Annotated in this window: 22 protein-coding genes; 11 read left to right on the top strand and 11 right to left on the bottom strand. The window is 68.8% G+C overall.

Annotation, left to right across the window (positions count from 1 at the left end):
• The first annotated feature begins 84 nt into the window (after positions 1 to 84).
• Complete coding sequence (locus ACZZZN_RS12265; RefSeq protein ID WP_463505422.1) at positions 85 to 942, top strand: NAD-dependent epimerase/dehydratase family protein; 858 nt, start codon at positions 85 to 87, stop codon at positions 940 to 942.
• On the opposite strand, the gene ACZZZN_RS12260 is transcribed toward ACZZZN_RS12265, so the two are convergent.
• The 10 genes from ACZZZN_RS12260 to ACZZZN_RS12215 all read right to left on the bottom strand — a co-directional run bounded on the left by ACZZZN_RS12260 (position 939) and on the right by ACZZZN_RS12215 (position 12,387).
• Positions 939 to 2,660, bottom strand: a complete 1,722-nt coding sequence (locus ACZZZN_RS12260; protein WP_463505421.1) for a hypothetical protein — start codon at positions 2,658 to 2,660, stop codon at positions 939 to 941. The genes ACZZZN_RS12265 and ACZZZN_RS12260 overlap by 4 nt on opposite strands.
• A 50-nt stretch (positions 2,661 to 2,710) precedes the next feature.
• The gene (locus ACZZZN_RS12255) at positions 2,711 to 3,778 is read right to left on the bottom strand and encodes a LacI family DNA-binding transcriptional regulator (RefSeq protein ID WP_463505420.1); all 1,068 of its coding nucleotides are present in this window, start codon (positions 3,776 to 3,778) and stop codon (positions 2,711 to 2,713) included.
• Positions 3,779 to 3,856: 78 nt separating this feature from the next.
• Entirely contained in the window at positions 3,857 to 4,612 is a 756-nt protein-coding gene (locus ACZZZN_RS12250) for an SDR family NAD(P)-dependent oxidoreductase (protein WP_463505419.1), read from the bottom strand.
• Position 4,613: 1 nt separating this feature from the next.
• Complete coding sequence (locus ACZZZN_RS12245; RefSeq protein ID WP_463505418.1) at positions 4,614 to 5,489, bottom strand: phosphogluconate dehydrogenase C-terminal domain-containing protein; 876 nt, start codon at positions 5,487 to 5,489, stop codon at positions 4,614 to 4,616.
• The gene (locus ACZZZN_RS12240) at positions 5,486 to 6,280 is read right to left on the bottom strand and encodes a TIM barrel protein (protein ID WP_463505417.1); all 795 of its coding nucleotides are present in this window, start codon (positions 6,278 to 6,280) and stop codon (positions 5,486 to 5,488) included. Before ACZZZN_RS12240 ends, ACZZZN_RS12245 begins: the two co-directional genes overlap by 4 nt.
• Positions 6,277 to 7,116: a triose-phosphate isomerase family protein gene (locus ACZZZN_RS12235; RefSeq protein ID WP_463505416.1), complete on the bottom strand. Its 840-nt coding sequence runs from the start codon at positions 7,114 to 7,116 to the stop codon at positions 6,277 to 6,279. The genes ACZZZN_RS12240 and ACZZZN_RS12235 overlap by 4 nt, the downstream gene beginning before the upstream one ends.
• Positions 7,116 to 7,586, bottom strand: a complete 471-nt coding sequence (locus tag ACZZZN_RS12230) for a ribose-5-phosphate isomerase (protein WP_463505415.1) — start codon at positions 7,584 to 7,586, stop codon at positions 7,116 to 7,118. The genes ACZZZN_RS12235 and ACZZZN_RS12230 overlap by 1 nt, the downstream gene beginning before the upstream one ends.
• 10 nt (positions 7,587 to 7,596) lie before the next feature.
• Positions 7,597 to 9,324 (bottom strand): dihydroxyacetone kinase family protein, encoded by a 1,728-nt coding sequence (locus tag ACZZZN_RS12225; protein ID WP_463505414.1) that lies wholly within the window; start codon positions 9,322 to 9,324, stop codon positions 7,597 to 7,599.
• 127 nt (positions 9,325 to 9,451) lie between these two features.
• Positions 9,452 to 11,089 (bottom strand): hypothetical protein, encoded by a 1,638-nt coding sequence (locus ACZZZN_RS12220; protein ID WP_463505413.1) that lies wholly within the window; start codon positions 11,087 to 11,089, stop codon positions 9,452 to 9,454.
• Between the two features lie 2 nt (positions 11,090 to 11,091).
• A complete protein-coding gene (locus tag ACZZZN_RS12215; protein ID WP_463505412.1) occupies positions 11,092 to 12,387 on the bottom strand; it encodes an ABC transporter substrate-binding protein in 1,296 nt (431 codons plus the stop codon).
• Positions 12,388 to 12,556: 169 nt separating this feature from the next.
• On the opposite strand from ACZZZN_RS12215, the gene ACZZZN_RS12210 reads away from it, so the two are divergent.
• Both ACZZZN_RS12210 and ACZZZN_RS12205 read left to right on the top strand, forming a co-directional pair.
• Positions 12,557 to 13,294 carry a FadR/GntR family transcriptional regulator gene (locus ACZZZN_RS12210; protein WP_463505411.1) on the top strand — a complete coding sequence of 246 codons (738 nt, stop codon included), beginning with the start codon at positions 12,557 to 12,559 and terminating at the stop codon, positions 13,292 to 13,294.
• 22 nt (positions 13,295 to 13,316) lie between these two features.
• A complete protein-coding gene (locus ACZZZN_RS12205; RefSeq protein ID WP_463505410.1) occupies positions 13,317 to 14,207 on the top strand; it encodes a nucleoside hydrolase in 891 nt (296 codons plus the stop codon).
• A gap of 22 nt (positions 14,208 to 14,229) precedes the next feature.
• Here the strand turns inward: ACZZZN_RS12205 and ACZZZN_RS12200 are convergent, their stop codons facing one another.
• Positions 14,230 to 15,195, bottom strand: a complete 966-nt coding sequence (locus ACZZZN_RS12200; protein ID WP_463505409.1) for a serine hydrolase domain-containing protein — start codon at positions 15,193 to 15,195, stop codon at positions 14,230 to 14,232.
• Positions 15,196 to 15,262: 67 nt separating this feature from the next.
• Between ACZZZN_RS12200 and ACZZZN_RS12195 the strand changes: the two genes are divergently transcribed.
• From ACZZZN_RS12195 to ACZZZN_RS12160, 8 genes are all read left to right on the top strand, one after another.
• The gene (locus tag ACZZZN_RS12195; protein WP_463505408.1) at positions 15,263 to 17,038 is read left to right on the top strand and encodes an ABC transporter ATP-binding protein; all 1,776 of its coding nucleotides are present in this window, start codon (positions 15,263 to 15,265) and stop codon (positions 17,036 to 17,038) included.
• 121 nt (positions 17,039 to 17,159) lie between these two features.
• Positions 17,160 to 18,251 (top strand): Gfo/Idh/MocA family protein, encoded by a 1,092-nt coding sequence (locus ACZZZN_RS12190; RefSeq protein WP_463505407.1) that lies wholly within the window; start codon positions 17,160 to 17,162, stop codon positions 18,249 to 18,251.
• Positions 18,248 to 19,174, top strand: coding sequence for a glycoside hydrolase family protein (locus ACZZZN_RS12185; RefSeq protein WP_463505406.1), 927 nt, complete (start codon positions 18,248 to 18,250; stop codon positions 19,172 to 19,174). Before ACZZZN_RS12190 ends, ACZZZN_RS12185 begins: the two co-directional genes overlap by 4 nt.
• A gap of 162 nt (positions 19,175 to 19,336) precedes the next feature.
• Positions 19,337 to 20,632 carry an ABC transporter substrate-binding protein gene (locus ACZZZN_RS12180; RefSeq protein ID WP_463505405.1) on the top strand — a complete coding sequence of 432 codons (1,296 nt, stop codon included), beginning with the start codon at positions 19,337 to 19,339 and terminating at the stop codon, positions 20,630 to 20,632.
• Positions 20,633 to 20,697: 65 nt separating this feature from the next.
• Positions 20,698 to 21,699, top strand: a complete 1,002-nt coding sequence (locus ACZZZN_RS12175; protein ID WP_463505404.1) for a carbohydrate ABC transporter permease — start codon at positions 20,698 to 20,700, stop codon at positions 21,697 to 21,699.
• Positions 21,696 to 22,637 carry a carbohydrate ABC transporter permease gene (locus ACZZZN_RS12170; RefSeq protein ID WP_463505403.1) on the top strand — a complete coding sequence of 314 codons (942 nt, stop codon included), beginning with the start codon at positions 21,696 to 21,698 and terminating at the stop codon, positions 22,635 to 22,637. The genes ACZZZN_RS12175 and ACZZZN_RS12170 overlap by 4 nt, the downstream gene beginning before the upstream one ends.
• 2 nt (positions 22,638 to 22,639) lie before the next feature.
• A complete protein-coding gene (locus ACZZZN_RS12165) occupies positions 22,640 to 23,317 on the top strand; it encodes a hypothetical protein (protein WP_463505402.1) in 678 nt (225 codons plus the stop codon).
• Between the two features lie 43 nt (positions 23,318 to 23,360).
• Complete coding sequence (locus tag ACZZZN_RS12160) at positions 23,361 to 24,374, top strand: LacI family DNA-binding transcriptional regulator (protein ID WP_463505401.1); 1,014 nt, start codon at positions 23,361 to 23,363, stop codon at positions 24,372 to 24,374.
• The last annotated feature ends 97 nt before the right edge of the window (positions 24,375 to 24,471 follow it).

The raw sequence follows: 24,471 nt of genomic DNA, 5'->3' as shown, positions 1-24,471 counted from the left end.
GCTAACGAAAGAATATTCAATGGCGGCGTCGTACGCCAGTCGCTACGCCGTATGGACCCGCACCACATTCGGAGGAGCCTGCACATGATCATCGGTGTCACCGGCAGCGAAGGCAAGCTCGGCAGGGCGACCGTGGCGCGACTGCGCGACGAGGGGCATCAGGTCGTCGGCTTCGACCTTGCAGGGCCGGCGGGTTCCGGCTTCACACGGGTGGACCTCGCCGACTACGGGCAGGTGCTGGATGCGTTCCTCGGGGTGACCGCGCGCCATGCGGGGCTCGATGCGCTGGTGCATCTGGCCGCCATCCCCGTCAACGGTCTCGTTCCCGATGTCACGACGTTCGAGAACAACGTGATGGCGTCGTACCACGTGCTTCTCGCCGCCCAGCGGGCGGGCATCCGCACGGTCGTCACCGCATCGAGCATCACCGCCACCGGCTTCCCCTACGAGGTTCCGCCTCCCTTCCTGCCCCTCGACGAGACCCACGCGCAGGCGTTCAACACCTACGCACTCGGCAAGATCGTCGAGGAGGCCATGGCCGCGCAGCTCGTCCACTGGGCGGAGGGCACCTCGATTACCGCCCTGCGCTTCACCAACGTCGTCGCAGCAGACGAGTATGGGACGTTCGCGCGTGCGGCCGAGCCCGGGTATCGCCGCGACCTGCTCGGATCCTGGGTCGATGCCCGAGACGGAGCCCAGGCCGTCTCCCTGGCGCTGCAGCACGCACAGCCGGGGTTAGAGATCTACCACGTCGCGCATCCGCTCTCCGGCATCGAAGCCCCCTCGCGTGAAGCTGCCGAGCTCTGGTTCCCGGGCGTGCCGGTGGCCGACGACCTCGGTTCGCACGAATCGCTGTTCTCGGTGCGCAAGATCCAGGAGCGGCTGGGGTTCGCCCCCGAGTACGACTGGCGGTCGCGCTCGGCTGACACCACTCGGCGCTAGTCGGGGCTGCGGGCGCCTGACAGGCGAGTCCACTCGCCGCCGCCCAGATCCACGTCGAGCGCGGCGCCGTCGCTCGTGCGCACCGAGAAGCGTCGTGGAGTCCGGTCGAGGTTGGCGGCGAGGATCTCGTCACCGGCATCCGTTCGCGACCCGAGCGCCCAGATCAGTCCGTCGGGACTGTCGCCGGTGAGCAGGGTTCCTCCCCCGAGCGCGAGCAGCGTCGTCAGGGCTTTCTCGGCCGGGGTCCCGGTGAGCCCGCGGGGCCCGGTGGTCTCGAACCACGAGATCGTCGCGACGCCGGGCACGGCGAGCGCCGCCGCGCTCGCGACGAGCCAGGCGGCCAGCTCCGCCGCACTCTGGCGGTCATCGTCTGATCCTGTGAACTGCGCGCCGTACCCCTCGTCGAGGTCGGAGCGTGCGGGCTTCGGCTCGGGACTCGTCGCGACGTTGTTGAAGCGCGGCCTGAGCGACACAGGGCCGATGTGCACCGGCAGTCCGCTCGCGATGTCGACGCTCTGCCGCGCGATGAGTCGCTGCATCGCCAGGGCCTCGACGAGCTGCTCGGTGTCGCGGGTGTGGAAGAGGGGAGTGGTCGTGACCGCGATGCCGTCCACATCGCGCGGGATGCGCTGCTGTTCGCGGTTGAGCTCGGTGAAATGGGATCGCGCCCCGGCGACGACCGGCACCTCGAGACCGGCATCCGTGAGCGCCCTGCGCAGCGCGTCGACCGTCGGGCCGTCGCTCACGTGCAGCGCCGCATCGAATGCGGTGACACGGGCGACCTGGTGGCCGCACAGCGCTCGTACGGCATCGTGCAGAGGGCCGGACGAGCCGTCGGTGACCACCCGCACATCGAGCGGGATGCCGTCGTCGGCGGCGCGCGAGAGCGCCGCCGCCCAGGGCGGGGTCGTGAGGTCGAGCTCGACGACCCGGAAGTCTCCGAGGCCGGACTGGCCGACGGGGGCGGGTGCCGTGGACGCCTCGACGCCGATCTGCGGGAAGGGGCCGCACTCCGACAGTTCGATCACGGCCGCCGCGGCCTCCGCAGCGAGCGCATCCGGTGGGCTTCCCGGCGCCTCGATCGTGACCGTCTGATGCACGCGCTCGCCGGCGTGCAGACGATACGGGTACGGCAGGTCGAGCGGCCGGCTGTAGGTCTTGAAGGACGCATCCGTCCAGTTGCGCTGATCCTCCATCTCGAAGATGTCGCCCTCGAAGCGGATCGTGGGGCCCGCGTCGAGGCGCAGCTCGCGGATGTCCCTGATCGGCTGGTGCGGACTGATCGCGGTGGGAAAGCGCGTCGCCTTGCCACTGCCGTCGGTGTGCGCGACCTCGACGCCGCGGCCCGCGCTCGCCGCAGGATGCAGGATCACGAGACCCACGCGGCAGGTGTCGAGATCGGCGTCGTTCACGCCATCCCACTCGATCTCGAGTCGGCGCGGGGTCGCCGTCACCGAGAGTCGGGACGAGATCTTCGCGCCGAGGCCTTCGTGACGGAGGGTCAGGATCAGGGTGTCATCGCCTGACTCCACGGCCTCCACGCCGACCGGAACCGTCAGCCAGCCGTGATCGCGCACCGCCGCGCGGACGCCCCGCAGCAGCATCCGTCCGTCATGTCGGATCTCGGCCAGCTCGTCGCCGCGCAACGCCAGGCTCCAGCCGCCGGATGTCCAGAGCGTCTCGTCGGTGCGCCACCAGGAAGTCGTCGTCGAGTCCACCACTCCACCCTAACCGGTTGACCAATATCGGGTGAAGATCGCCGGGCTGCTCACACCTCGGTGCGCGGCGCGGCCGAGCCGAGAGTGCTCTCGCCCGGGCTGATGCGTACGGGCAGCGCGACGCGCTCATGCACGTGGTCCGGCTCTGCCTCGGCAGCCAGCAGCCGCACCCCTTCGGCTCCCATCGCGAATCCGGGAAGCTCGATCGACGTCAGCGTCATCCAGTCCGCCCCGTCGTCGCGGTGATCCCCGTCCATGCCGACCACCGCGACGTCCTCGGGCACCCTCAGCGCGCCGTGCTCGCGCAGCAGATGCAGGGCGCCCAGAGCGACCTTGTCGTTGATGGCCAGGATCGCGCACCGCTCGCCGCCGAGCAGAGGGAGGATGCTCTCCGCCGCGCGACGTCCGTCAGCGGCCATGAGTCCGGCGGACTCGATCTCGGTGATGTCCACCCCTCTGTCGGCGGCGGCCTCACGGAGCCCTCGGCGACGCTCGACGACGGGTTGCACGAGATCGGGGATGGACAGGAAGAAGGCTCGTCGGATGCCGAGATCCGCGATGTGATCGATCGCCGCTCTGCCGACCTGCTCGTTGTCCATCAGAACCGTGCACCAGTCGGCATCGGGCACGTCGTAGTTCACGACCACGATCGGTCGCACGTGGTTTCGGATCCGCGCGATCCCCGTGGTGGGGTCTCGCATCGACGCGACCATGATCCCGCCGGTCCTCGCTTCGGCGAAGTGCTCGAGGAACTCGTCCTGGAGGTCGTGCTGCACGGTGCCCGCGGCGAGCTCGTGCGCGTTGAACAGGCTGTTCGCCATCATCAGGTAGCGGCCGTTGGCTGCGGCGGTGAGCTGTGCGCCCCGCGAGATCTCGACGAACAGGATGTTCACGAGGTCGGGTGTGATGAGACCCAGTGCATCGGAGCGGTTGCGGATCAGCGTCCGCCCCGCGGAGCTACGGATGTAGCCGAGGCGGTCGATGACCTCCTGCACGCGCAGCAGGGTCTCCGGCGCCAGGCGCTCAGGCGTGTTGATCGCATTCGACACGGTGCCCACCGACACCCCGGCTTCACGGGCCACCGCGTTGATGGTGGGATTCGCTCGGGAATCGCTCATGGGCACCCCCTCACGGTATGCGCTGTGACGCAATCGTAGGGGAGTGCGGGGATCATCGAGTGATCCCCGCACCGCGGCTCACAGGGTGGTCATCCCGCCGTCCACGGCGAAGAGGGCTCCGGTCGCGAAGTCCGCGTCGCTCGACGCCAGGAACACCATGATGCCCTCGACGTCGGCGGGAGTGCCGGCGCGGCCGACCGGGATGCGGCTGACGATCGCCGCGCGAGACTCGGGATCGTCCGAGATCGTCGACACGAGTCCGGTCTCCGTGTAGGCGGGCACCACGGTGTTCACCCTGATGCCGTCGCGGGCGTACGCTGCGGCGACGGTGCGGGCGAGCCCGTGGATGCCGGCCTTCGACGCCGAGTAGGCCGTGAAGTCCTGGCCCTCGCCGTTCACGCCGGTCGGGCTGCCGGTCAGGATGATCGATCCTCCGCCCGAGGTCAGCATCGCCCGGACCGCGTGCTTCACGGTGAGGAAGGTGCCCGTCAGATTGATGTCGATCGTGCGGCGCCAGACGTCGAGATCGAGGTCTGCGGCCTTGGCGTCCTGGCCGAACAGCTGCACGCCGGCGTTCGCGACGACGACATCGGGCGACCAACCGTCTGCGACCGATTCTGCGAACGCGGCGGCCACCGACGGCTCATCCGAGATGTCGACGACCACGGCACGCGCCTGTCCGCCGATCGCTCCTGCGACGGAGGCGGCGGCAGCGGCATCGCGATCGGCGATGAGCACTCTGGCGCCTTCCCGGGCGAAGCGCTCGGCGACGCTGCGTCCGATGCCGGCGCCCGCGCCGGTGATGAGAGCCGTCTTGCCGGTCAGGCGACCCATCTCAGCGCTCGATCCGGTCGAGGTGCAGCATGCGTGCGAGGTTCTTGTCGAGTTCGTCGTCGCGGAAGATCTTCTTCCAGTCGTCCTTGATGATGCTCTCGCGGCCGTAGTCCATGGCGATCAGGCACGCATCGGAGAACGGATTGTCTCCGCGCAGCCCGTTGGCGAGCGCCACCTGGGTGTGCCCGTACAGGATGCTGCGGGCGGCGGCCTCGGGTACGCCCATGGTCGTGACGGCCTCCTGCAGCGCCTCGTTGAGCAACGCGCCGATCATGCAGGCGACCGTCTCGACGAGCGTCGGCTCGAGCTGGGCGAGCTGCTTGACGGTGACCCAGTGCACGTCGATCACGGGTGCGTAGATCGCGCGCACGGTCTCTTCGACGATCGCCCGGGCGGTGGGGTCGTCGCTCTCGACCGCCGCGATCGCGTCTTGCGGCGCGGCGATGCCGCCGAAGGTGTCGGCCCACTGCTCGGGCGTCTCGCGCTGCAGGAAGATCGACGGGTGGCACGGGTGCGCCACCGCCTGGATCACGTCATCGCGGGTGGTGAGCAGCCCGGCGTAGGCGGCGGCGGGGTCGAGGGTCAGCACGATCGCGCCGGCGCGCAACTGCGGCACCAGGTCTGCGGTCACCGGGCCGAGCGCCAGGTCGGGCACGGCGAGCACCACGATGTCGGCATCGGCGACGGCTGCCCCGGCGTCGGTGAGTTCGCGTCCGGCATCGGTCGTGCGCTGACGGCCGGCGGGGGAGTTCTCGACGTACCAGACGGTGTGGTCGGTCTTCACGAGATTGTCGGACACGCGCATGCCCATCTTGCCTCCGGCGCCGATGACCGCGATCTTGTAGTGGGTTGCTGAGCTTGTCGAAGTATCGCTCATTGTGTGCTCCTCAGGTGGTCCAGGGTGGCGCGGGTCCAGTCCCGCTCGGTTCGGATGGTGGTCTCTGCATCGCCCTGCCACGGCAGCCAGTGCTCGACGATCTCATTGATGTCCCGCTCGCGCGGACGTACGGTGCGCTCGAGATGCGAGTAGTCGTGCAGGCCGGTACCCATGGCTGCGCCGGAGTAGGTGAACCCGACCCAGCCGTCCTGGCGCGCGAAGGCGAAGTCCTTGACGTGCACGTTGCGAACGAAGGGGGCGGTCTGCTCGACGCAGGTGCGGGGCAACTCGAGCCGCGCGACGACGTTCGCCGGGTCGAGGCAGATGCCCAGGCTGGCGCTTCCGACGGCCTCGACGAGGCTGACGAGATCTGTCGTCGCCACCTGCTCGTAGGTCTCGAGGGCGAGGGTGACCCCCGCAGATTCGAAAGAGCGGATGCTCTCGCGCAGCCATATGTCGGCCTCGGCGAGTGAGGGACGTGATTCGGGGCCGTGCAGCATGCTGCGCACGAGCGCGGCATCGAAGACCTCGGCGAGGCGGAGATGCCGTGTGAGGTTCTCGGGGCCGATGCCCTTGGTGCCCAGTTCGATCGTGAGGCCGAGGTCGCGGGCCGCCGCCGCGGCATCCCGGAGCTCCGCATCGCTCATGCGGTGAAGCGGTGCGTAGTCGCAGATCTGGAAGAGCTCGACTCCCTGGGCCCGCGTGTCCTCGAACGCGCCGACCAGAGTCAGCGGATCGGGGGAGCGGTCGGAATGCTGCCAGAAGTAGGCATAGGTGCCGAGGCCGATCACGAAGAACCCCCGCTGGGTCGCTGAGCCTGGTCCTCGCTGGGTCCCTGAGCCTGGTCCTCGCTGGGTCCCTGAGCCTGTCGAAGGGCAGCGAGCGCCGCGGCCTCGTCGAGCACGGTCATGAGGGCTTCCGGGTCGTGCGCGAAGCGTCCGAGGAACACACCGTCGACTGCGTCGCCCAGCGCTGTGAGGAGTCCAGGGCCCGCTGCCCCTCCGTAGATCACGACGGATCCCGTGCGGTCGGGATCTGCCTCGAGCGCCGCGCGCAGGGCGGCCGCGACGACACGGATGTGGTCGTGTCCGGCGGGTTCCGGAGCGCCGATGGCCCACACCGGCTCGTAGGCCACGATGACCGCGCCGGCGTCTGCCCCGTCGAGCGCCGAGCGCAACTGGTCGGCGGCGACCGCCGCCGCGCTCTCGGCATCCTGCTGCTCGGCCTCGCCGATGCACAGCAACGGGGTGAGACCCGACCGCAGTGCAGCGCGGGTCTTCGCGGCGACGACGTCGTCGGTCTCACCGAAGAGCCGTCGCCTCTCGGCATGTCCGATCTCGGCGATGCCCGCACCCACCTCGGCGAGCTCGGCCGCGGTCACCTCGCCGGTGAAAGCGCCGGGCTCTTCGGCCGATGCATCCTGCCCGCCTATGCGAACCGGAGTCCCCTCGAACGCCGCGATCGCGGGGAGCACCTGCAGATAGGTCGGAGTGACGAACAGTGCGACCGCACCCTGCGCGACCGCGCTGTGGTCGCGCACCCGCGCCGAGACGTCGTCGAACCACGCCCGCGCCCGCTCATGCCCGAAGTACGTCTTCAGGCTCACCCCGACCGTCACCTGCCGCATCAGCAGGATCCGGTGCTCTCGTACTCGTCGATCACCGCGACCTTCTCGGCGCTGGCGCTCGTCGTGTCGAAGCGATAGCCGAGCCACTCGCGTACGAGGCGACGAGCGAGCTCGATGCCGACCACGCGCTGGCCCATCGTGAGCACCTGTGCGTTGTTGGAGAGCACGGCGCGCTCGACCGAGAAGGAATCATGGGCCGTCACGGCGCGAATGCCGGCGACCTTGTTCGCGGCGATCGCGACGCCGAGCCCCGTGCCGCAGATGAGCAGGGCGCGATCGGCCTCGCCTCGGGCGACGAGTTCGCCCGCAGCGATGGCGACGCGCGGATATGGCGTGTGCCCGTCGGCATCGACGCCGACGTCGGTCACCGAGGCGACGCGCGGATCGGCCTCGAGGTCGCGCTTCAGGATCTCTTTGTAGTCGAAGCCGGCGTCGTCGCAGCCGATCACGAGGCGGAGCTGGTCGGTCATGGTGTGCCTTTCAGTGGGAGACCCGGGCGAGGGAGTCGCCGAGTGCCGTGACGATGAGCGCGAACGAGACCGCGCCGGGATCGGGGGTGCCGAGGGCGTGCTCGCCGTGGGTCCGCGCGCGGCCCATCTTCGGCAGCAGGTCGGCGGATGACGTGGCGGCGCCGGTCGCGGCATCCGCAGCCTGCGCCCAGGCGTCGACGAGGCCCGCCTCGCCGGCGATGGCGGAGGAGAGGGTGTCCGTGAACGGGACGAGAGCATCGACCATGGTCTTGTCGCCCACCTGGGCCTTGCCGTACGCCTGCACGGCACGGACGGCATCCGCGACCCCCGCGCTCACGGCGGCGGCATCCGGTCGACCTGCGTCACCGAGGTGCTCGGCGACGGATCGCAGGATGACGCCCCAGAGCGCGCCGGAGGTGCCGCCCGCCCGGTCGGCCCAGGCGTCTGCGGCTCTGATCAGGGTCGTGCGGGCACCGGCACCGGCGTCTGCTGCGATGGTGCCCGCGTCGAGAGCCGCGTGGGAACCGCGCTGCATGCCGATGCCGTGGTCGCCGTCGCCGGCGATCGAGTCGATCCGGCCGAACTCCTCGACGTGCTCGTCGACGGTCGCCACGATGACCCGCAGGGCCTCATGCACCTCGCGCGCGACGATCTGGGAGACCTCGTCGCCCTTCGCGATCACGTCGTCGCCGCCGTCGTCGAGGGTCGTGACCACCGCCTGATCGGCCGTCGCCACGGATCCGCGACGGTAGGCGGGAGCATCGACCGGCGTCTCCCAGAGGCGCTCGAGCTCGTCGTCGAGCCAGAACAGGGTGAGCGACGTGCCCGCCATGTCGAAGCTGGTGCAGTACTCGCCGACGTGGGGGTCGACGAGGGTGAGCCCTGACTCGCCGAGCAACTGGGCGATGCGGCGATAGACGACGAACATCTCCTCGTACTTGAGCGAGCCGAGACCGTTGAGGATCGGCACGACACGGGCGCCCTCGACCGTCACTCCGTCTGGCACCTCTGCGAGCAGCCTCTCGACGAGAAGCTCGGCGAGCTCGTCCGCCGTGGGGATGTCGACCTCGTCGATTCCCGGTTCCCCGTGGATGCCGAGCCCGATCGCCATGCGACCGGCGGGAACCGTGAAGAGGGGCGCAGGCGCTCCGGGGAGCGTGCAGCCGGTGAACGCGACGCCGAACGAACGGGTGCGCTCGTTCGCGAGCTCCGCGACGCGGGCCACTCCGTCGAGGTCGTAGCCGGCCTCGGCGGCGGCGCACGCGGAACGGAACACGGTCAGGTCGCCGGCGATGCCGCGCCTGCGGTGCCTCTCGGCGGGCGGGGCGCTGAAGATGTCATCCGTGACGGCGACTGTGCGGGTGGGGATGCCCTCGAGTCGGAGCCTGTCCTGTGCGGCGTCGAAGTTCAGCACGTCTCCCGCGTAGTTGCCGTAGCTGAAGAACACCCCGCCGCCCTGCTCGGCCTCTTTCGCCACGGTGTGGATCTGCTGCGTCGACGGTGAGGCGAAGAGGTTGCCCATCGCCGCGCCGTGCGCGAGTCCCTGCCCGACGAGGCCGCCGAAGGCCGGGTAGTGGCCGGAGCCGCCGCCCACGACCACGGCGACCTGCCCGCGGGGGACCACCGTGCTGCGCACGACCCCTCCCTGCACCCGGCGCACCGAGCGTGCATGGGCGGCGACGAAGCCGTCGATCATCTCGTCGGCGAACGCGGCGGGGTCGTTCCACAGGCGGGTCATGAGGCGACGCTCTCGGTGGCGGATGTGATCTGGTCCACGGTGACTCCTGGCATCGACGGTGATCGCGGTCGCCTCAGTCTGGCAAACCGGTTGACCAATTGCAAGTGATAGTTCGCTGGAGCCCGGGTCAACGAGAACGAGACGCCGCGCCGATCTCGAACTCGAGGTTCTCGCCCGCGTCATCCGCCGGTCGGATCCGCAGCTCCTGCTCACCGAAGCGCTGCGTCCAGAGGTCGGGGGCACCGGAGTGCGCGGCGATCGCCTCCTGCGCATCGGGGTCGTCGACGGTGTCGTACACGACCCAGCGGCCGACGCCGACTCGTGTGCTTCGCGTGTGCGGGCCGCACAGCCAGGACGCGATGAGCACTGTCGCGCCCTTGTCGGCGAGTGCGCGAAGCCCGGCCAACGTCGTGTGCGGCAGGCGGCTGCCGGCGACGACGATCAGCCCCGCATCCGCGAGCATGTCGGGGGCGACGTGCTCGTCGTAGGCGATGACCCCGCGCACCGCCTGGAACAGCCCGTGCGTGTGCGACGGTGTCGTGGTGCCCTGTGCGAGGGGGAAGTCCGGGCGCGGCACGGTGTTCAGCTCGTGCCGGGGAAAGTCGAAGCCCGGGATGTGCATGCAGCTTCCTGCATCCGGCAGTTGCCCATGGCTGAGCGCATGCCACGCGGCGAAGATGCTCCGCGCCGTGTCGGGTGCTGCGGCCTGTCGATTGCCGAACGGTCGCGCGCCCCTGCCGAAGTCGCTGTCGTCGGCGTGCACGAGCGCGATGTCGGGCCGTGCGTCGCGATACGACCACGCGGGTGGGTTCTTCGGTGCCCAGTCGAGGGCGAACTCCCGCCAGACCTCGCCGTGCTCGGTCGACTCCACGTGTCCGCCGCCGCAATGACGCACGAGGGTGTCGATGTTCTCGACGAACAGGCGGGTCGGGGCGAAGTGGTGGGCCAGACGCAGAGCAGAGGCGAACTCGGCGGGGGAGTGTCCGGGGAACCCGGGAGCCCTCGTCTGCCAGGGGCCGATGTCGGGTCCCCAGAGATCCGCGCACACCCACAGCTGGCGGTCGTACTGCAGTGCCGCTCCGAGAGCCGTGCCGAGCTGGAGCGGCTGGAACGACTCCTTCATGACCTTCGGCGCCGGCGTCATGCCGGCGCGCGCGAGGGTGTGGAACATCACGGGGAAGACCTGCTCCGAAAGCACGGGGACGCGTGCCGCGCCCGCGGCGTCCGTCGTCCGGTCGATCCCGTCGACGATGCCACGGACGGCGGCATCGATCACAGCGATCGCCTGCTCGGCCGCCAGCCCGTCGGTCTGCCCGAAGTGCGGCAGGTGCGCATCGCGTCGGTACTGGTCGGCGTGGATCTGCAGGTGCTCCGGCTCGTCGTAGAGCATGCCGACCAGTCGCCCCGCCGCCGCGGCCTCGCGCACGATCTCCGGATCGATGTCATGGCGATTGGTGCCCGCTGCGAACGGGCCGTTGATGTTGCCGTACTCGTTGCCGAGCACGAGGTCGATGCCCGCTGCCGACAGATCGCTCAGCATCGCGGCGACATCGGTGTGAACGGGCACCTGGTGGTGCACATAGAACGCCGCCCCGAGTTCGCGCAGCAGCTCGGTGAATCGGGCGGGCGTCAGCGGAGGGTCCTGCGACGGAATCGGGATGCCGGTGCCGGTGCGCATGATCAGGTCGGAGGCCGCGCCGGCCCAGGGGTCCGCGAAGGCCACCACGGGCCCCTGGATGCCGAGCGCGGGGGTGGGAGGCGTCATCATCACTGGTCGACGACCACATCCATCTCCGCGAAGAACTGCGCGGCGGCCTCGTCGACCGAGATCGTGCCGAAGCCGAGCTCCTCGCCGAGCTCACGGAACTTCTCGTGCAGCGAGCCGTAGCCGACGATCGGCACCGGCGGCGCCTCGCCGAGGCGATCGGTGACTGACGACTCGTAGTCGGCGATGGTCTGGCTCAGCTCGTCGAGGTCAGCGGCGTCGCGTGCGGTGGCGGATGCCGGGAGGCCGCGGTTCGTGCCGAAGATCTCGCCGGACTCCGGAGAGTTGACCAGGAAGTCGATCAGGGTCGCCGCAGCGGCCGGATGCTCGGAGTTCGCGGCGATCGAGTACATCTGCGATGCCTTGAGATAGAGGTCCTTGCCACCGTCCTCCGAGAGAGGGGGAGCCATCAGTTCGATGTCGAAGCCCTCGCCGAGGTTGCCGAGGAAGCCCGCGCCGGTGTTGTCCCAGGTCGCATCGCTGGCAGTGATCGCCGAGTCGAACGCGGTCAGCGGCTGCACCTCGGCGACCCGCTGCTGTGGGGCCACACCGCCGTCTTCGCGCAGCGCGGCGGTCGAGTCCCAGAACTCCGCGAGACGCTCCTCGTCGAAGCCGGGGGTGCCGTCCTCCTCGAAGAGGTTGCCGCCCTCGGCGCGGAGCTGGAGCTCGAAGTTCTCGATCCGCGTCGTCGGATCGACCCCGCCCCAGACGTCGGCGCCCTGTGCGCCGGCTGCTGTGCTGACCTCGGCCATCCAGTCGTAGTAGTCGTCCCAGCTGCCGCCGTCGAAGGCGTCGACGCCGAACTTCTCGAGCAGGGTGGTGTTGAGGAACATGCCCCACGAGTTGGTCGAGAGGGGCAACGCCGTGGTGATGTCATCGACGACGCCGGCCGACAGCACCTGACTGTCGATCGGGTCGGTCTGGATGATCGAGCCGAGATACGGCTCGAGGTCGAGCAGGGATCCGCTCTCCGAGTACTGCCGGAGGTAGGCGAGATCCATCGTGACGACGTCGGGGAGCCCGCCACCGGCCGCTTCGATCTGCCGCTTCTCCCAGTAGTCGTTGGGGGAGAGGAAGAGGATCTTCACGTCGATGTTCGGATGCTGGTCCTCGAACGCCGCGATGGCCTGATCGTAGAGCGCGGCACGCACGTCGTTGCCCCAGAACGTGAAGCTGATCGAGACCTCCTCGTCAGGGTCGAGGGTCGCAGGGGCATCGGCTGCCGGCCCGCTCGCCGCGCATCCGGTGATGGCGAGGGCGGCCACCAGGGCCATCCCCGTGACCGCGGTCGTGCGCATGTGTCGGAATCTCATCGTGGGGGCCTCTCGTCGTCGAGCGCGATATCAGGAAACGTTTTCTCAGAATGGATGAAGAGAGGCGACCCGCAGGTCGCCGTGCCATCATTTTGCCAAACCGGTTGACCAAATGCAATGCCCGGATCGACGGGACTGCCGTATGTTGTCGTACATGCCCGCCTTTCCTGACGACCGGTCCTCAGAGATCACGGCCGCTCTCGGAGTCCTCCCCACCGGCACCCCGGTGTCCGAGGTCGCCCGGCGAATGCTCGACCTCTTCACCGGCGGTTCCATCGCCGCCGGCACGCGCCTTCCGCCCGAGCGACAGCTCGCCACGACGCTCGGGGTGGGCAGGTCGGCCGTGCGTGAAGCACTCGCGGCCCTGGAGATCCTCGGGATCGTCGATGTGCGACCGGGGTCGGGCACCTACCTGCGGGGCGCCGCGAGCGAACTGCTGCCTCAGACGCTCCGCTGGGGGCTGCTGATCGGCGAGCGGAACACCACCGAGCTCCTCGAACTGCGCGAAGGTCTCGAGATCTTCGTGGTCCGCCTCGCCGCCGCGCGCGCCGACGCCTCGGTGATCGCCCGACTCGAGAAGGACGTCGCCCGCATGCGCGAGTCGTACGACGACCTCGCCTCCTTCGCGCGCGCCGATCTCGACTTCCACCATGCGCTCGCCGAAGCAGCAGGCAACCACACGCTCACCGACCACCTGCACGTGATCCGCTCGCTGCTCCAGGTGTACGCCGATCGTGCGGTGCACGATCGCGCGCACGCCGAGGTCGCGACCGCCGAGCACGAGGCGGTGCTGGCCGGTGTCAGGGGCGGAGACGGCGATGCGGCGGCATCCGCCATGGCCGTGCATATGGCCACCGCGACCACCCGCCTGCTCTCCGAGCGCGCACTCTGACCGCATTCCACCGAAGGACGACATGATCAACGACGATCGACGCACCCGCCGCGTCATCATCAACTCCGACGTGAAGAACGAGGCGGACGACCAGTTCGCCATCGTGCACGCGCTCCTCTCGCACACGCTCGACGTGCGCGGTGTGATCCCGGCCCACTTCGGCACGCATCGCACCACGGAGTCCCTCGCGGAGTCGCGAGCCGAACTCGACCTGGTGCTCGGCCTGCTCGACCTCGATCACGAGGTGCCGACGGCCGACGGGGCGCCGGCGGCGCTGGTCGACGAGCAGACTCCGATCGACAGCCCCGGTGCCCGCCTGATCATCGAGGAAGCACGCCGCAGCGACGCAGGGCCGCTGATCATCGCGTTTCTCGGGCCTCTCACCGACATGGCCTCGGCGCTCCTGCTCGCGCCCGACATCGCCGACACCGACACGACGGTGATCTGGATCGGCGGACCGCCGTACGGCGATCTCGTCTCGGTCGGATCGTGGCCGGAGTTCAATCTGCGCAACGACATCGCCTCGGCGAACGTCGTGTTCGACTCGGGCATCCGCCTGTGGCAGGTGCCCTCGAATGTCTACCGACAGGTCAACGTCGGGTACGCCGAGCTGGAGGCGAAGGTCGAACCGCACGGCGACCTCGGCCGCTATCTCGCCCAGCAGGTCGTCGATTTCAACTCGCAGTTCCACCGGGTCGCCGTCGAGTCGCGGTCGCTCGGCGACTCACCGGCGATCGCTCTCATGATCGACCCGTTCTGCGCGGCGATGCGGCGACAGAGCGGTGTGCGCTTCACCGGCGACGGACACTACGAGCCCGCGGATCCTGAGCGCGAGATCCTGGTGGTCGAGAGCGTCGACGTGCGATTCCTGCTCGAAGACATGTTCGCCAAGATCGCGCGCCACTCCGCCTGAGCGGCCCCGCGATCACGACAGGTCAGACGCCTGTCACGATCGCGTTGTCGAGCTCATCGGCATCCACGCCCGGTCGCACAGCCCTGTTCGTCAGCAGGACCCACGCGACGCCGGCTGCGGGATGCACCCAGAATTCGGTGCCCGCCCACCCGCCGTGGCCGTACACGTCGCGGTCGATGAGTCCGGGTGCGCGGGTGCGCAGGTTGAACGTGAAGCCCCAGTCCTGGCCCCGCTCGTCGGGATACGGGTCGAGCCGGGGGATGTCTCCCGTCAGCGGGCGCCGCATCATCGCGAGCCCTGCGGGCGACAGGACGCCGCTGCTGTCGCCGCGCCCGATGCGCAGCAGCTCGGCGCCCAGGTGCAGCAGATCCTCGGCGCGCCCGAGAAGGCCGGCGCCCGGCGCGCGCGTGGCGTGGAACCGGTCGAGGTCGAGGCCTCCTGCCGCGGCATCCGGAACCCCGACCGACTGTGCCGTGTCGAGGGTGAGGCCGATGGCGCCGAGGTCATGGGCCCACTCGAGAGTGCCGGCATCCCAGGGAGTGCCCGTCGCATGCTCGATCATCGCCGCGATGCCCTCGAACGCGAGGGTCGAGTAGCGCGATGCACTGCCGGCCGCGAAGTCGCGCCCCCGGGTGAGCAGCTCCTGACGGAGTGGCACCGCGGTGTCGAGCGGTGGCTCCGCGATCCCCGAGGTGTGCGACGCGAGGTGCCACAGTCGCACCGAGTCGTCGCGGGCGGCGCCGAAATCGGGGAGGGCCTCGGTGAGGGGCGTGTTCGGGGTGAGCAGGCCGCGCTCGATCGCCCTGGTCGCGGTGATGCCGGTGAGCACCTTCGTGATCGAGAACAGGGGATAGACCGCGTCGGTCGCGACTCCGAACCCCTCGAGGTCGACGATGCCGTCAGCCGTGGCCATGCCGAGCACGGCCGTGGGCAGGCGCTCCGCCTGCACATGGCGGCGCGCCCAGTCGAACGCTGCATGGAAGGTCATCTCGTGCTCCCGACGGATTCAGGTCGTCGCGGTTCCCCGACGACGGTTCGGACTCTACGATAGAACCATGGCACAGAAAGCGCTTTCCCATCCGGCCGCGCTCATCGACGGTCAGCATCCGACCCGTTCTGTGCTGCGCCTCGTGGCGCGCCGGCCGTGGCGGCTCACCTTCGCGATCACGGCGTTCGCGATCAAGGAGATCCCCCTCTGGTTCCTGCCGGTCATCACCGCCGCGATCATCGACGTGGTCGCGAGCAAGGGAGATGTGAGCGAGGTGCTGTGGTGGTTCGTGCTCGCCGCCGTGCTGCTGCTGCAGAACTATCCGAACCACATCATCTACACGCGCAACTTCATGACCGTGGTGCGCGACCTCGGTGCCGACCTGCGCAATGCCCTCACCGCACGGCTGCAGAGTCTCTCGATCGGTTACCACACGCGCATGAGCTCATCGATCGTGCAGACCAAGGTCGTGCGTGACGTCGAGAACGTCGAGCTGATGCTGCAGCAGGTCACGCATCCGCTGCTGTCATCGACCATGGTCATGATCGGTGCCCTCGCCATGACGGCCGTCACGGTGCCGCAGTTCCTCCCCGTATATGCGCTCGCGGTACCCATCGCCATCGGCATCCGCTACGGAATGCGCAACCGCTCGCAGCGTCGCAACGAGGTCTTCCGACGCGAGATCGAGACGCTGTCGGCCCGGGTCGGCGAGATGGCGTCGCTGATCCCGGTGACCCGCGCCCACGGGCTCGAGGAGACCGCGATCACACGCGTCGCCGGCGGGGCCGACGGCGTGCGTCGCGCAGGCCTCGACCTCGATCTGCTGAACGGCCGCGTGGCCTCGATCTCGTGGGTGGCGATGCAGCTGCTCGGCGTCGCCTGCCTCATGCTGGCCGCGGTGTGCGCGCTCACCGGGTTCCTCCCCATCACGCCCGGCGAGGTCGTGATGCTCTCGAGCTACTTCACGCTGCTGACCGGCGGGCTCACCCAGTTGCTCATGCTCATCCCCGTGGGCGCCCGCGGCCTCGAGTCGGTGCGTTCGATCGCCGAGGTGCTGCAGGAGCCGGACGTCGAGCAGAACTCGGGCAAGCGCGTGGTCTCGGCGGTCACCGGCGAGATCGTGCTCGACTCCGCGACGCATCGGTACGCGGATGCCGAGGAGGATGCCCTTCTCGAGATCGATCTGCGCATCGCGCCCGGCGAGACGGTGGCGTTCGTCGGGTCGTCGGGGTCGGGCAAGTCGACGCTCCTGAACCTGGTGCTCGGATTCGTCCGACCCACGAGGGGGCGCATCCTGCTCGACGGTGCCGACATGCAGGAGCTCGACCTGCGCACGGTGCGCCGCTCGATCTCGGTCGTGCCGCAGGAGTCGGTGCTGTTCGAAGGATCTGTCTTCGACAACATCGCCTACGGCATGCCTGACGTCACGCCGGACCGCGTCGAGCAGGCGTTGCGCGACGCGAACGCCTGGGAGTTCGTCAGCGAGCAGCCGCACGGGTGGGACACGGTGGTCGGCGAGCGTGGAGCGAGGCTCTCCGGCGGGCAGCGGCAGCGTCTGGCGATCGCCCGTGCACTCGTGCGCGACCCGCGCATCCTCCTGCTCGACGAGGCGACCAGCGCCCTCGACCCGGAATCCGAGGGGCTGGTCAAAGAGGCACTCGAACGGCTCATGCGCGGTCGCACCACTCTGGTCGTCGCGCATCGACTGTCGACGATCCGACAGGCCGACCGCATCGTCGTGCTCGAGCACGGACGCATCGTCGAGCAGGGATCCCACGATCAGCTGCTCGCTGCCGACGGGCGATACGCTCGGCTTCACCTGGTGCAGAACGGCCTGAGGTGACCCCGGCGCGAACATGGGGTCGGTCTTGGGTCCCTGAGCTTGTCGAAGGGCCGGTCACTGCGCTTCGACAAGCTCAGCGCCCCAATCGTGGCCGAGCCGATCACCGTCCTGAGGAGGACCGATGACATCCGACAAGATCCTTCGTGCTGCCCTGGTGGGCACCGGTTCCGTGGCGAATTCGCATGCGCGCGCCGTCGCCGCGCACCCGCGCGCCGAGCTCGTCGCCGTCGCCGACCTCAGCCGGGAGAAGGCTCAGGAGTTCGCGGACACGTACGACATCGCGGCCGCCTACGGAGACCTCGATGAGATGCTCGCCGCAGAGAGCCCAGATGTGCTGCTCGTCTGCACTCCGCCGGGGCCGCACCGCGAGCAGGCGCTCGCCGCCTTCGCCGCGGGCGCCCACGTGATCGTCGAGAAGCCGCCGGCACCGTCGCTCGACGAGCTCGACGACATGCGGGCGGGGGCGGGAGCTGCGGGCAGACAGCTCGCCGTCGTGTTCCAGCAACGCACCGGCACGGCCGCGGCGCACGTGCGTCGGCTGCTGCAGAGCGGTGCGCTCGGGCGCCCGCTCGTCGCGGTGTGTCAGACCCTCTGGTTCCGCGACGCCGACTACTTCGCCGTGCCGTGGCGCGGCAAGTGGGAGACCGAAGGCGGAGGAACGACCCTCGGGCACGGCATCCACCAGATCGACCTCCTCGCGCACCTGCTGGGCGACTGGTCGTCGGTGCGGGGAGAGCTGTGGCGATTGGACCGCGAGACCGAGACGGAGGACGTCTCGACCGCGACCGTCGTGTTCGAGCAGGGTGTCGTGGCGCAGTTGGTCACGAGCGCGGTATCGCCCCGCGAGGCGAGCTCGATCCGCATCGACACGCAGAAGGCGACGATCACTGTCGACCACCTCTACGGCCACGGTCATGAGAACTGGCGGATCACCCCGGCTCCCGGTTTCGAGTCCGAGGCAGAAGGCTGGGGGTTCCCGGATGCCGAGGAGCGCAGCGACCACGCCCCGCTGCTGCGCGACGTGTTCGATGCCTTGCTCGACGGGGAGCCGCTTCCGCCCACCGCGGATGCTCCCGCGCGATCTCTCGAGATCGTGGCGGCGATCTACGCCTCGGCCGCAGCCGGCGGTGCCGTCGTGACGCCGGAGGCCCTGGCGTCGCATCCCACGCATCGCGCAGGCTTCGCGAGTCCTGTGGTGGATCTGCGCCGATGATCGAGGTCTACCGAGACCCCGTCTACGACGGCGCCACCGACCCGCGCGTCGTGATCGACGCGGACGGGCTGTGGTGGATGTTCTACACGCAACGTCGGGCGAGCCTCGACGACGCCGGGCCCGGGGTCTCGTGGATCCACGGCAGCCGGATCGGCGTCGCCACCTCGCACGACGGGGTCGGGTGGACCTACGACGGGACGCTCGAGCCGACGGCATCCGATCTGGCCCTGGAGCCCGGCCCTCCACCAGCCGAGGTGGATCGCACGCACTGGGCTCCCGAGGTCGTGTGGGACGGCGCGCGCTGGCGCATGTATCTCACCGAGATCGACGGCATCCCCGACCGCTGGCCCGGGTTCGTGCGCGAGATCGTGGAGTATGTGTCCGACGACCTCCGGCGCTGGCAACGTCGTGGCCCTCTCGCGCTGAGCAGTGATCGCGTGATCGACGCCGCGGTCGCTCGCACCCCCGACGGGCTCTGGCGTCTCTGGTACAAGGACGAGGCCGCGGACTCGGTGACGATGGTCGCCTCGTCGCCCGACCTGCAGGAGTGGAGTCTCGACGGGGTCGCCATCGGCGGGAGGCCGCACGAGGGTCCGACGGTGTTCGAGCTCGGCGGCTTCTGGTGGATGATCGTGGACGAATGGCGGGGGATGGGGGTCTATCGCTCTGATGACGGCATCCGGTGGACCCGACAGGGTGCTGACGATGCGGTCGTCCTCGCCGATGTCCCCGGGGGAGGGCACGGCAATCACGGGGCGCATGTGCACCACGGCGAGGACCTGTGGTTCTACTTCTTCGGTTCGGCGGAGGCAGCGCCTGTGCACGCCGAGACGGGTGAGCAGAGGCGAGCGACGGTATATCGGTTACGTCTCGACGTCGAGGCCGGCGAGCTGGTCGTGAGAGGATCGGAAGCCCTGCGGTAAACGATGTAACTGCGATCGATTTTGCCAGTTGCGAAACGTTTCAATTTGGATTACCGTGCAAGGTAAGCGTTTTCCCCGCACCAGGGAGAACATACCCGCAGCACATGGACACTGACGTTCCGCGGCAATGCCGAACGAGGACGTTCACCAGAGAGGACAACGATGTTCAGCAAGAAGCGTGTGGCGGCCGCAGCGGCCGTCGCCACCAGCGCAGCGCTGGTACTCGCCGGCTGCGCCGGCGGCGGTTCGCCCGAAGCCGGGGCCACCTACGACCCCGATGAGAAGGTCACTCTCGACCTCGCATTCTGGGGCAACGACGTTCGCGCCGACCTCTACAACCAGGCGATCGACGCCTTCAACGAGGAATACCCGAACATCACGGTGAACGCGACGTTCCTCGGCTTCCCGGAGTTCTGGGAGAAGCGTCAGACAGAGGCCGCCGGTGGCGGACTGCCCGATGTGATGCAGTTCGACTACTCGTACCTGCGTCAGTACTCGGAGAACGGCCTGCTTCTCGACCTCGAGCCTTACCTCGGCTCCGTCATCGAGACCGACCCGCTGCCCGAGAACATCCTCGGCATCGGCGTCGTCGACGACACCACCTATGGCATCGCGACCTCGACCAACGCCTGGGGCATGTTCACCAACCCACAGCTTCTCGAGACCGCCGGTGTCGAGGAGTTCGCCGGCGGCGACTGGGAGGACTACGACGAGTGGATCGGTGAAGTCACCGACGCGAGCGGCGGAGCCTTCTGGGGCGGGTCCGACTGGACCGGCCGCATCCAGAACTTCGAGATCCAGCTGCGCAGCGAGGGCAAGAACCTCTTCGATGAAGACGGCACTCCCGGCTTCGACGAGGAGCGCCTGAAGGAGTTCTGGGAGGCCGGATCCGACATCCGTGACGGTGCCGTCGTGCCGCAGCAGACCGTCGAAGAGCTCAACCCGCTCACCGCGTTCGACGCGGCCAAGAACGCCAGCGAGCTCACCTGGGACAACTTCGGTGCCGGCTACCTCGCCAACCTCGGCGAGAGCTACACCGAGCTGGGTCTGGTCGCACCTCCCGTCACGGAGGAGGGCACCAAGGACCTCTACCTGAAGCCGTCGATGCTGCACACGATCTCGGCCAAGACCGAGCACCCCGAGGCTGCTGCGACGCTCGTCAACTTCCTGGTCAACTCGCCCGAGTCCGGTGAGATCTTCGGCACGAACCGCGGTCTGCCCGCTTCCGAGACCGCACTCGACGCCGCCGACCTCGACCCGATGAGCCAGCTCGTCAAGGACTACGAGGAGTCCATCGCCGACCGTCTCGGCGACGCGCCTCCTGTGCCGATCGTCGGCTACGGAACGCTCGAGGAGAAGTTCCGGGTGCTCGGCACCGAGCTGAACTTCGGTACGACGACGGTCGATGAGGCCGTGGAGCAGTTCTTCTCCGAGATGGACGTCGTCCTCAACCAGTGATCCCGTCGGTGGGCCGGACCAGTCGTCCGGCCCACCGCACCCCACCCACTTCGGAAGGAGCTGTCATGAGCACGACGGCTACGAGGACGATCGTCACGGGCAAGAAGTCCGGGCGCGGGAAGGCGCTGCGCAGCGGCCGCCGCCCAGAGAACGAGCTCGACAGGCCGGGTCAGAAGGCCCGCCTGCGCCGCGAGACGGCGACCGGCTATGCGTTTCTGACGCCCTGGCTGATCGGTTTCTTCGGTCTGACCGGTGTGCCGATGGTGTACTCCCTGTACCTCTCCTTCACGAAGTACAACATCTTCCAGCCGCCGAAGTGGATCGGCCTGGACAACTACATCCGCCTGTTCACGAACGACCCGAACTTCATCCAGTCGGCGCAGATCACCCTGGTCTACGTGTTCATCGGTACCCCGATCACCCTGGCAGCGGCGCTGGCCGTGGCGATGCTGCTGAACTACCGCGACAAGGGGGCCGGGTTCTTCCGCTCGGCGTTCTACGCTCCGTCGCTCATCGGCGGGTCGGTGTCGGTCGCGATCGTGTGGCGGGCGATGTTCTCCTCCGACGGCCCGGTCGACAGCGGTCTGCAGATCTTCGGGGTCAACCTCGGTGGGTGGATCGGAAACCCGAGCCTCGTGCTCCCGATGATGATCCTGCTCGCCGTGTGGCAGTTCGGCGCGACGATGGTCATCTTCCTCGCCGGTCTCAAGCAGATCCCGAAAGAGCTGTATGAGGCGGCCGAGATGGACGGCGCGAACGCGTACCGCCGGTTCCGCGCGGTGACGATCCCGATGCTCTCGCCGGTGATGTTCTTCAACCTGCTGCTCGGTCTGATCGGCGCCTTCCAGGTGTTCGCCTCGGCGTACATCATCTCCAACGGCACGGGCGGCCCCGCCGGTATGACGAACTTCATCACCGTGTACCTGTACAAGCGTGGATTCTCCGACGGACAGATGGGCTACGCGGCTGCGATCGCGTGGGTTCTGTTGGTCGTCGTCGCTATCATCGCCTTCATCCTCTTCCGCACCCAGAGGTCGTGGGTGCACTACTCGGGAGACGACAAATGAGTACCTCCAACCAGGCCACCACGTCCGGCGCCGCGTCGACTCCGGTGTTCGCCGCACAGCAGACGATGCCCGGCGGCCCGCCTGCCCCTCGTCGCAGGATCAAGCGCAAGACCTGGCAGACCGTCATCTGGTTCATCGGACTGATCGTGCTCACCGCGGTGGTGCTCTACCCGCTGCTGTGGCTGTTCCTGTCGACGTTCAAGCCGAACTCCGAGTTCGGTCAGAACCCGGGCCTGTTCCCGCAGGCGCCGACCATCGACAACTACGGCAAGGTCATGGAGGGCATCGCCGGAGTGCCGATGTGGCGCTTCTTCCTGAACTCGCTGATCCTCGCGGTCTCCGCAGTCGTCGGCACGGTGCTCTCCTCGGCACTCGCGGCCTACGCGTTCGCCCGGGTGCAGTTCAAGGGTCTCGGGGTGCTGTTCGCGGCGATGATCGGCACGCTGCTGCTGCCGTTCCATGTCGTGATCATCCCGCAGTACATCATCTTCAATCAGCTCGGCTGGGTCGACACGTTCATTCCGCTGATTCTGCCGAAGTTCCTCGCCACGGAGGCGTTCTTCGTCTTCCTGCTCGTGCAGTTCATCCGTCAGATGCCCCGCGACATGGACGAGGCCGCGCGCATCGACGGCGCGGGTCACCTGCGGATCTTCTGGTCGATCATCCTGCCGCTCATCAAGCCGGCGCTGATCACCTGCGCGATCTTCTCGTTCATCTGGGCGTGGAACGACTTCCTCGGACCGCTGCTCTACCTGACCAGCCCCGAGAACTACCCACTGCCGATCGCACTGCGTCTCTACAACGACCAGACCTCCTCGTCCGACTACGGCGCGACGGTCACGGCCTCGTTCGTCGCACTGCTGCCCGTGCTGCTGTTCTTCGTCGTCTTCCAGCGGTTCCTCGTCGACGGCGTGGCCACGCAGGGACTCAAGGGTTAGTCATGTCGGTCATCAGCGGAGACCGTCGGGCCCAGCGGGCAGCGACGCGTGAGGCACGCTCAGGCGCCGGCCCCACGGTCGCCGGCGTCGAGCCGGGGGTGAACCCCGGCGCTGCGGCGAAGTTCGGTCTGTTCGGAGAAGTGCTCACCGTCGGGCTGCTCATGACGATCATCGCGCTCGGCGTCGTCACGCTGCCGATCGCGTTGGCCGCCGGCATCCGTCACCTGCGACGCTTCGTCGCGGCCGAGGACTCGCGCACAGCGCTGTTCTGGGGCGACGTGCGCGCCGGCATCCTGCCGTCGCTCGCCGTCGGTGTGCCGGCCGCCCTGATCGCGACCGTGCTCACGATCGACGTGGTGCTCGCCGGGTCCGGTGCCCTGCCCGGTGGCGAGGCCATCGCGGTCGTCGGCTGGGCGGGACTTCTCGCTCTCGCCGTCGCCCTGCTCCTCGCAGCGGGGGCGTGGGCCCCCGAGAACGGATGGGTCGCGGCGGTTCGCTCCGTTCCTGGAGCGATCAGGGCGGATGCCGCGGGCGCCGCCTACATCGCGGCTGCAGCGATCTTCACCGGTGTCGTCACCTGGGCGCTCGCGCCCCTGTTCATCGCGGGGATCGGCTGCGCGGCACTCGCCGTCGTGGCCGTGCCCGGGCGTCGTCGGCGCCGGGAGAACCGCGAGGGATGAGAAGGTAGTCGTTGGCAGACGCGCGGACGGACGGAGGCACGCCATGGCAGTAGGGGTGAAGGACGTCGCGGCTGCGGCCGGCGTCTCGGTCGGTACCGTCTCGAACGTGCTCAACCAGCCGGAGCGAGTCTCCGCGCGAACGATCGAGCGCGTGCAGCGCGTGATCCAGGAACTCGGCTTCGTGCGCAACGACGCGGCCAGACAGCTGCGCGCCGGTCGTAGCCGAAGCATCGGACTCGTCGTACCCGACATCGGCAACCCCTTCTTCGCCGAGGTGGTGCGAGGCGCGGAGGACAGAGCAGCGGATGCCGGCATGACCGTGCTGCTCGGCAACAGCGACGAGCGCGACGAACGGCAGCTGGCGCACCTCGAGCTCTTCCAGGAGCAGCGTGTCAACGGCGTGCTGCTCACCCCCGCGTCAGAAGATCTCTCTGCCGTGCATCGCTTCGCCTCCGGCGGAATGCCGGTGATCCTCGTCGACCGCGAGGTGGAGGAGGGTCTGCTGCCGTCCGTGTCGGTCGACGACGTCGAGGGCGGGCGGCTCGCGGCCGAGCACCTGCTTGCGTCCGGGCGGCGCCGACTGGCGTTCGTCGGCGGCCCGCAGTCGGTGCAGCAGGTCGCCGACCGTCTTCGCGGGGTGCAGAAGGCCGTGGCTGCTCACCCTGATGTCACGCTCGAGATCTTCGAGCAGTCCGCGCTCACCGTGCTCCAGGGGAGGGCGGCCGGCGAGGTGATCGCGGCGCGTCCGGCGGAATCGCGCCCGGATGCGGTCTTCGCCGCCAACGACCTCCTCGCCGTCGGACTTCTGCAGGCCTTCAGCTTCGGATCCGCGATCCGCGTGCCCGAGGACATCGCGATGGTCGGCTATGACGACATCGACTTCGCCTCGGCGACCGTCGTGCCGCTGAGTTCGGTGCGCCAGCCCGCTCGGCTGCTCGGCTGGACCGGTGTCGACCTGCTGCTCAAGGAACTCGATGGAGTGGAGCATGACCGCCGTGTACGGTTCCAGCCCGAGCTCGTCGTGCGGGAGTCGAGCGCGGGCGTCCCCGGTCGTTGAGCGAGGACGACGCAGTCGAACCCCGGTCGTTGAGCGAAGACGACGCAGTCGACTGAGACGAAACGTCGCGAGGCGTTTTGTGGAATGGGCCGCGTTT

The sequence above is a fragment of the Microbacterium sp. AC145 genome, from assembly GCF_979258505.1.
This window is presented reverse-complemented; position numbering and strand designations above follow the sequence as displayed.

Bases quoted from the DNA above. Each gene is read 5' to 3' on its own strand.
- ACZZZN_RS12265 (WP_463505422.1), top strand. From the start codon at position 85: ATGATCATCGGTGTCACCGGCAGCGAAGGCAAGCTCGGCAGGGCGACC.
- ACZZZN_RS12255 (WP_463505420.1), bottom strand. From the start codon at position 3,778: ATGAGCGATTCCCGAGCGAATCCCACCATCAACGCGGTGGCCCGTGAA.
- ACZZZN_RS12250 (WP_463505419.1), bottom strand. From the start codon at position 4,612: ATGGGTCGCCTGACCGGCAAGACGGCTCTCATCACCGGCGCGGGCGCC.
- ACZZZN_RS12245 (WP_463505418.1), bottom strand. From the start codon at position 5,489: ATGAGCGATACTTCGACAAGCTCAGCAACCCACTACAAGATCGCGGTC.
- ACZZZN_RS12235 (WP_463505416.1), bottom strand. From the start codon at position 7,116: ATGCGGCAGGTGACGGTCGGGGTGAGCCTGAAGACGTACTTCGGGCAT.
- ACZZZN_RS12230 (WP_463505415.1), bottom strand. From the start codon at position 7,586: ATGACCGACCAGCTCCGCCTCGTGATCGGCTGCGACGACGCCGGCTTC.
- ACZZZN_RS12225 (WP_463505414.1), bottom strand. From the start codon at position 9,324: ATGACCCGCCTGTGGAACGACCCCGCCGCGTTCGCCGACGAGATGATC.
- ACZZZN_RS12220 (WP_463505413.1), bottom strand. From the start codon at position 11,089: ATGACGCCTCCCACCCCCGCGCTCGGCATCCAGGGGCCCGTGGTGGCC.
- ACZZZN_RS12215 (WP_463505412.1), bottom strand. From the start codon at position 12,387: ATGCGCACGACCGCGGTCACGGGGATGGCCCTGGTGGCCGCCCTCGCC.
- ACZZZN_RS12210 (WP_463505411.1), top strand. From the start codon at position 12,557: ATGCCCGCCTTTCCTGACGACCGGTCCTCAGAGATCACGGCCGCTCTC.
- ACZZZN_RS12205 (WP_463505410.1), top strand. From the start codon at position 13,317: ATGATCAACGACGATCGACGCACCCGCCGCGTCATCATCAACTCCGAC.
- ACZZZN_RS12200 (WP_463505409.1), bottom strand. From the start codon at position 15,195: ATGACCTTCCATGCAGCGTTCGACTGGGCGCGCCGCCATGTGCAGGCG.
- ACZZZN_RS12195 (WP_463505408.1), top strand. From the start codon at position 15,263: ATGGCACAGAAAGCGCTTTCCCATCCGGCCGCGCTCATCGACGGTCAG.
- ACZZZN_RS12190 (WP_463505407.1), top strand. From the start codon at position 17,160: ATGACATCCGACAAGATCCTTCGTGCTGCCCTGGTGGGCACCGGTTCC.
- ACZZZN_RS12185 (WP_463505406.1), top strand. From the start codon at position 18,248: ATGATCGAGGTCTACCGAGACCCCGTCTACGACGGCGCCACCGACCCG.
- ACZZZN_RS12180 (WP_463505405.1), top strand. From the start codon at position 19,337: ATGTTCAGCAAGAAGCGTGTGGCGGCCGCAGCGGCCGTCGCCACCAGC.
- ACZZZN_RS12175 (WP_463505404.1), top strand. From the start codon at position 20,698: ATGAGCACGACGGCTACGAGGACGATCGTCACGGGCAAGAAGTCCGGG.
- ACZZZN_RS12170 (WP_463505403.1), top strand. From the start codon at position 21,696: ATGAGTACCTCCAACCAGGCCACCACGTCCGGCGCCGCGTCGACTCCG.
- ACZZZN_RS12165 (WP_463505402.1), top strand. From the start codon at position 22,640: ATGTCGGTCATCAGCGGAGACCGTCGGGCCCAGCGGGCAGCGACGCGT.
- ACZZZN_RS12160 (WP_463505401.1), top strand. From the start codon at position 23,361: ATGGCAGTAGGGGTGAAGGACGTCGCGGCTGCGGCCGGCGTCTCGGTC.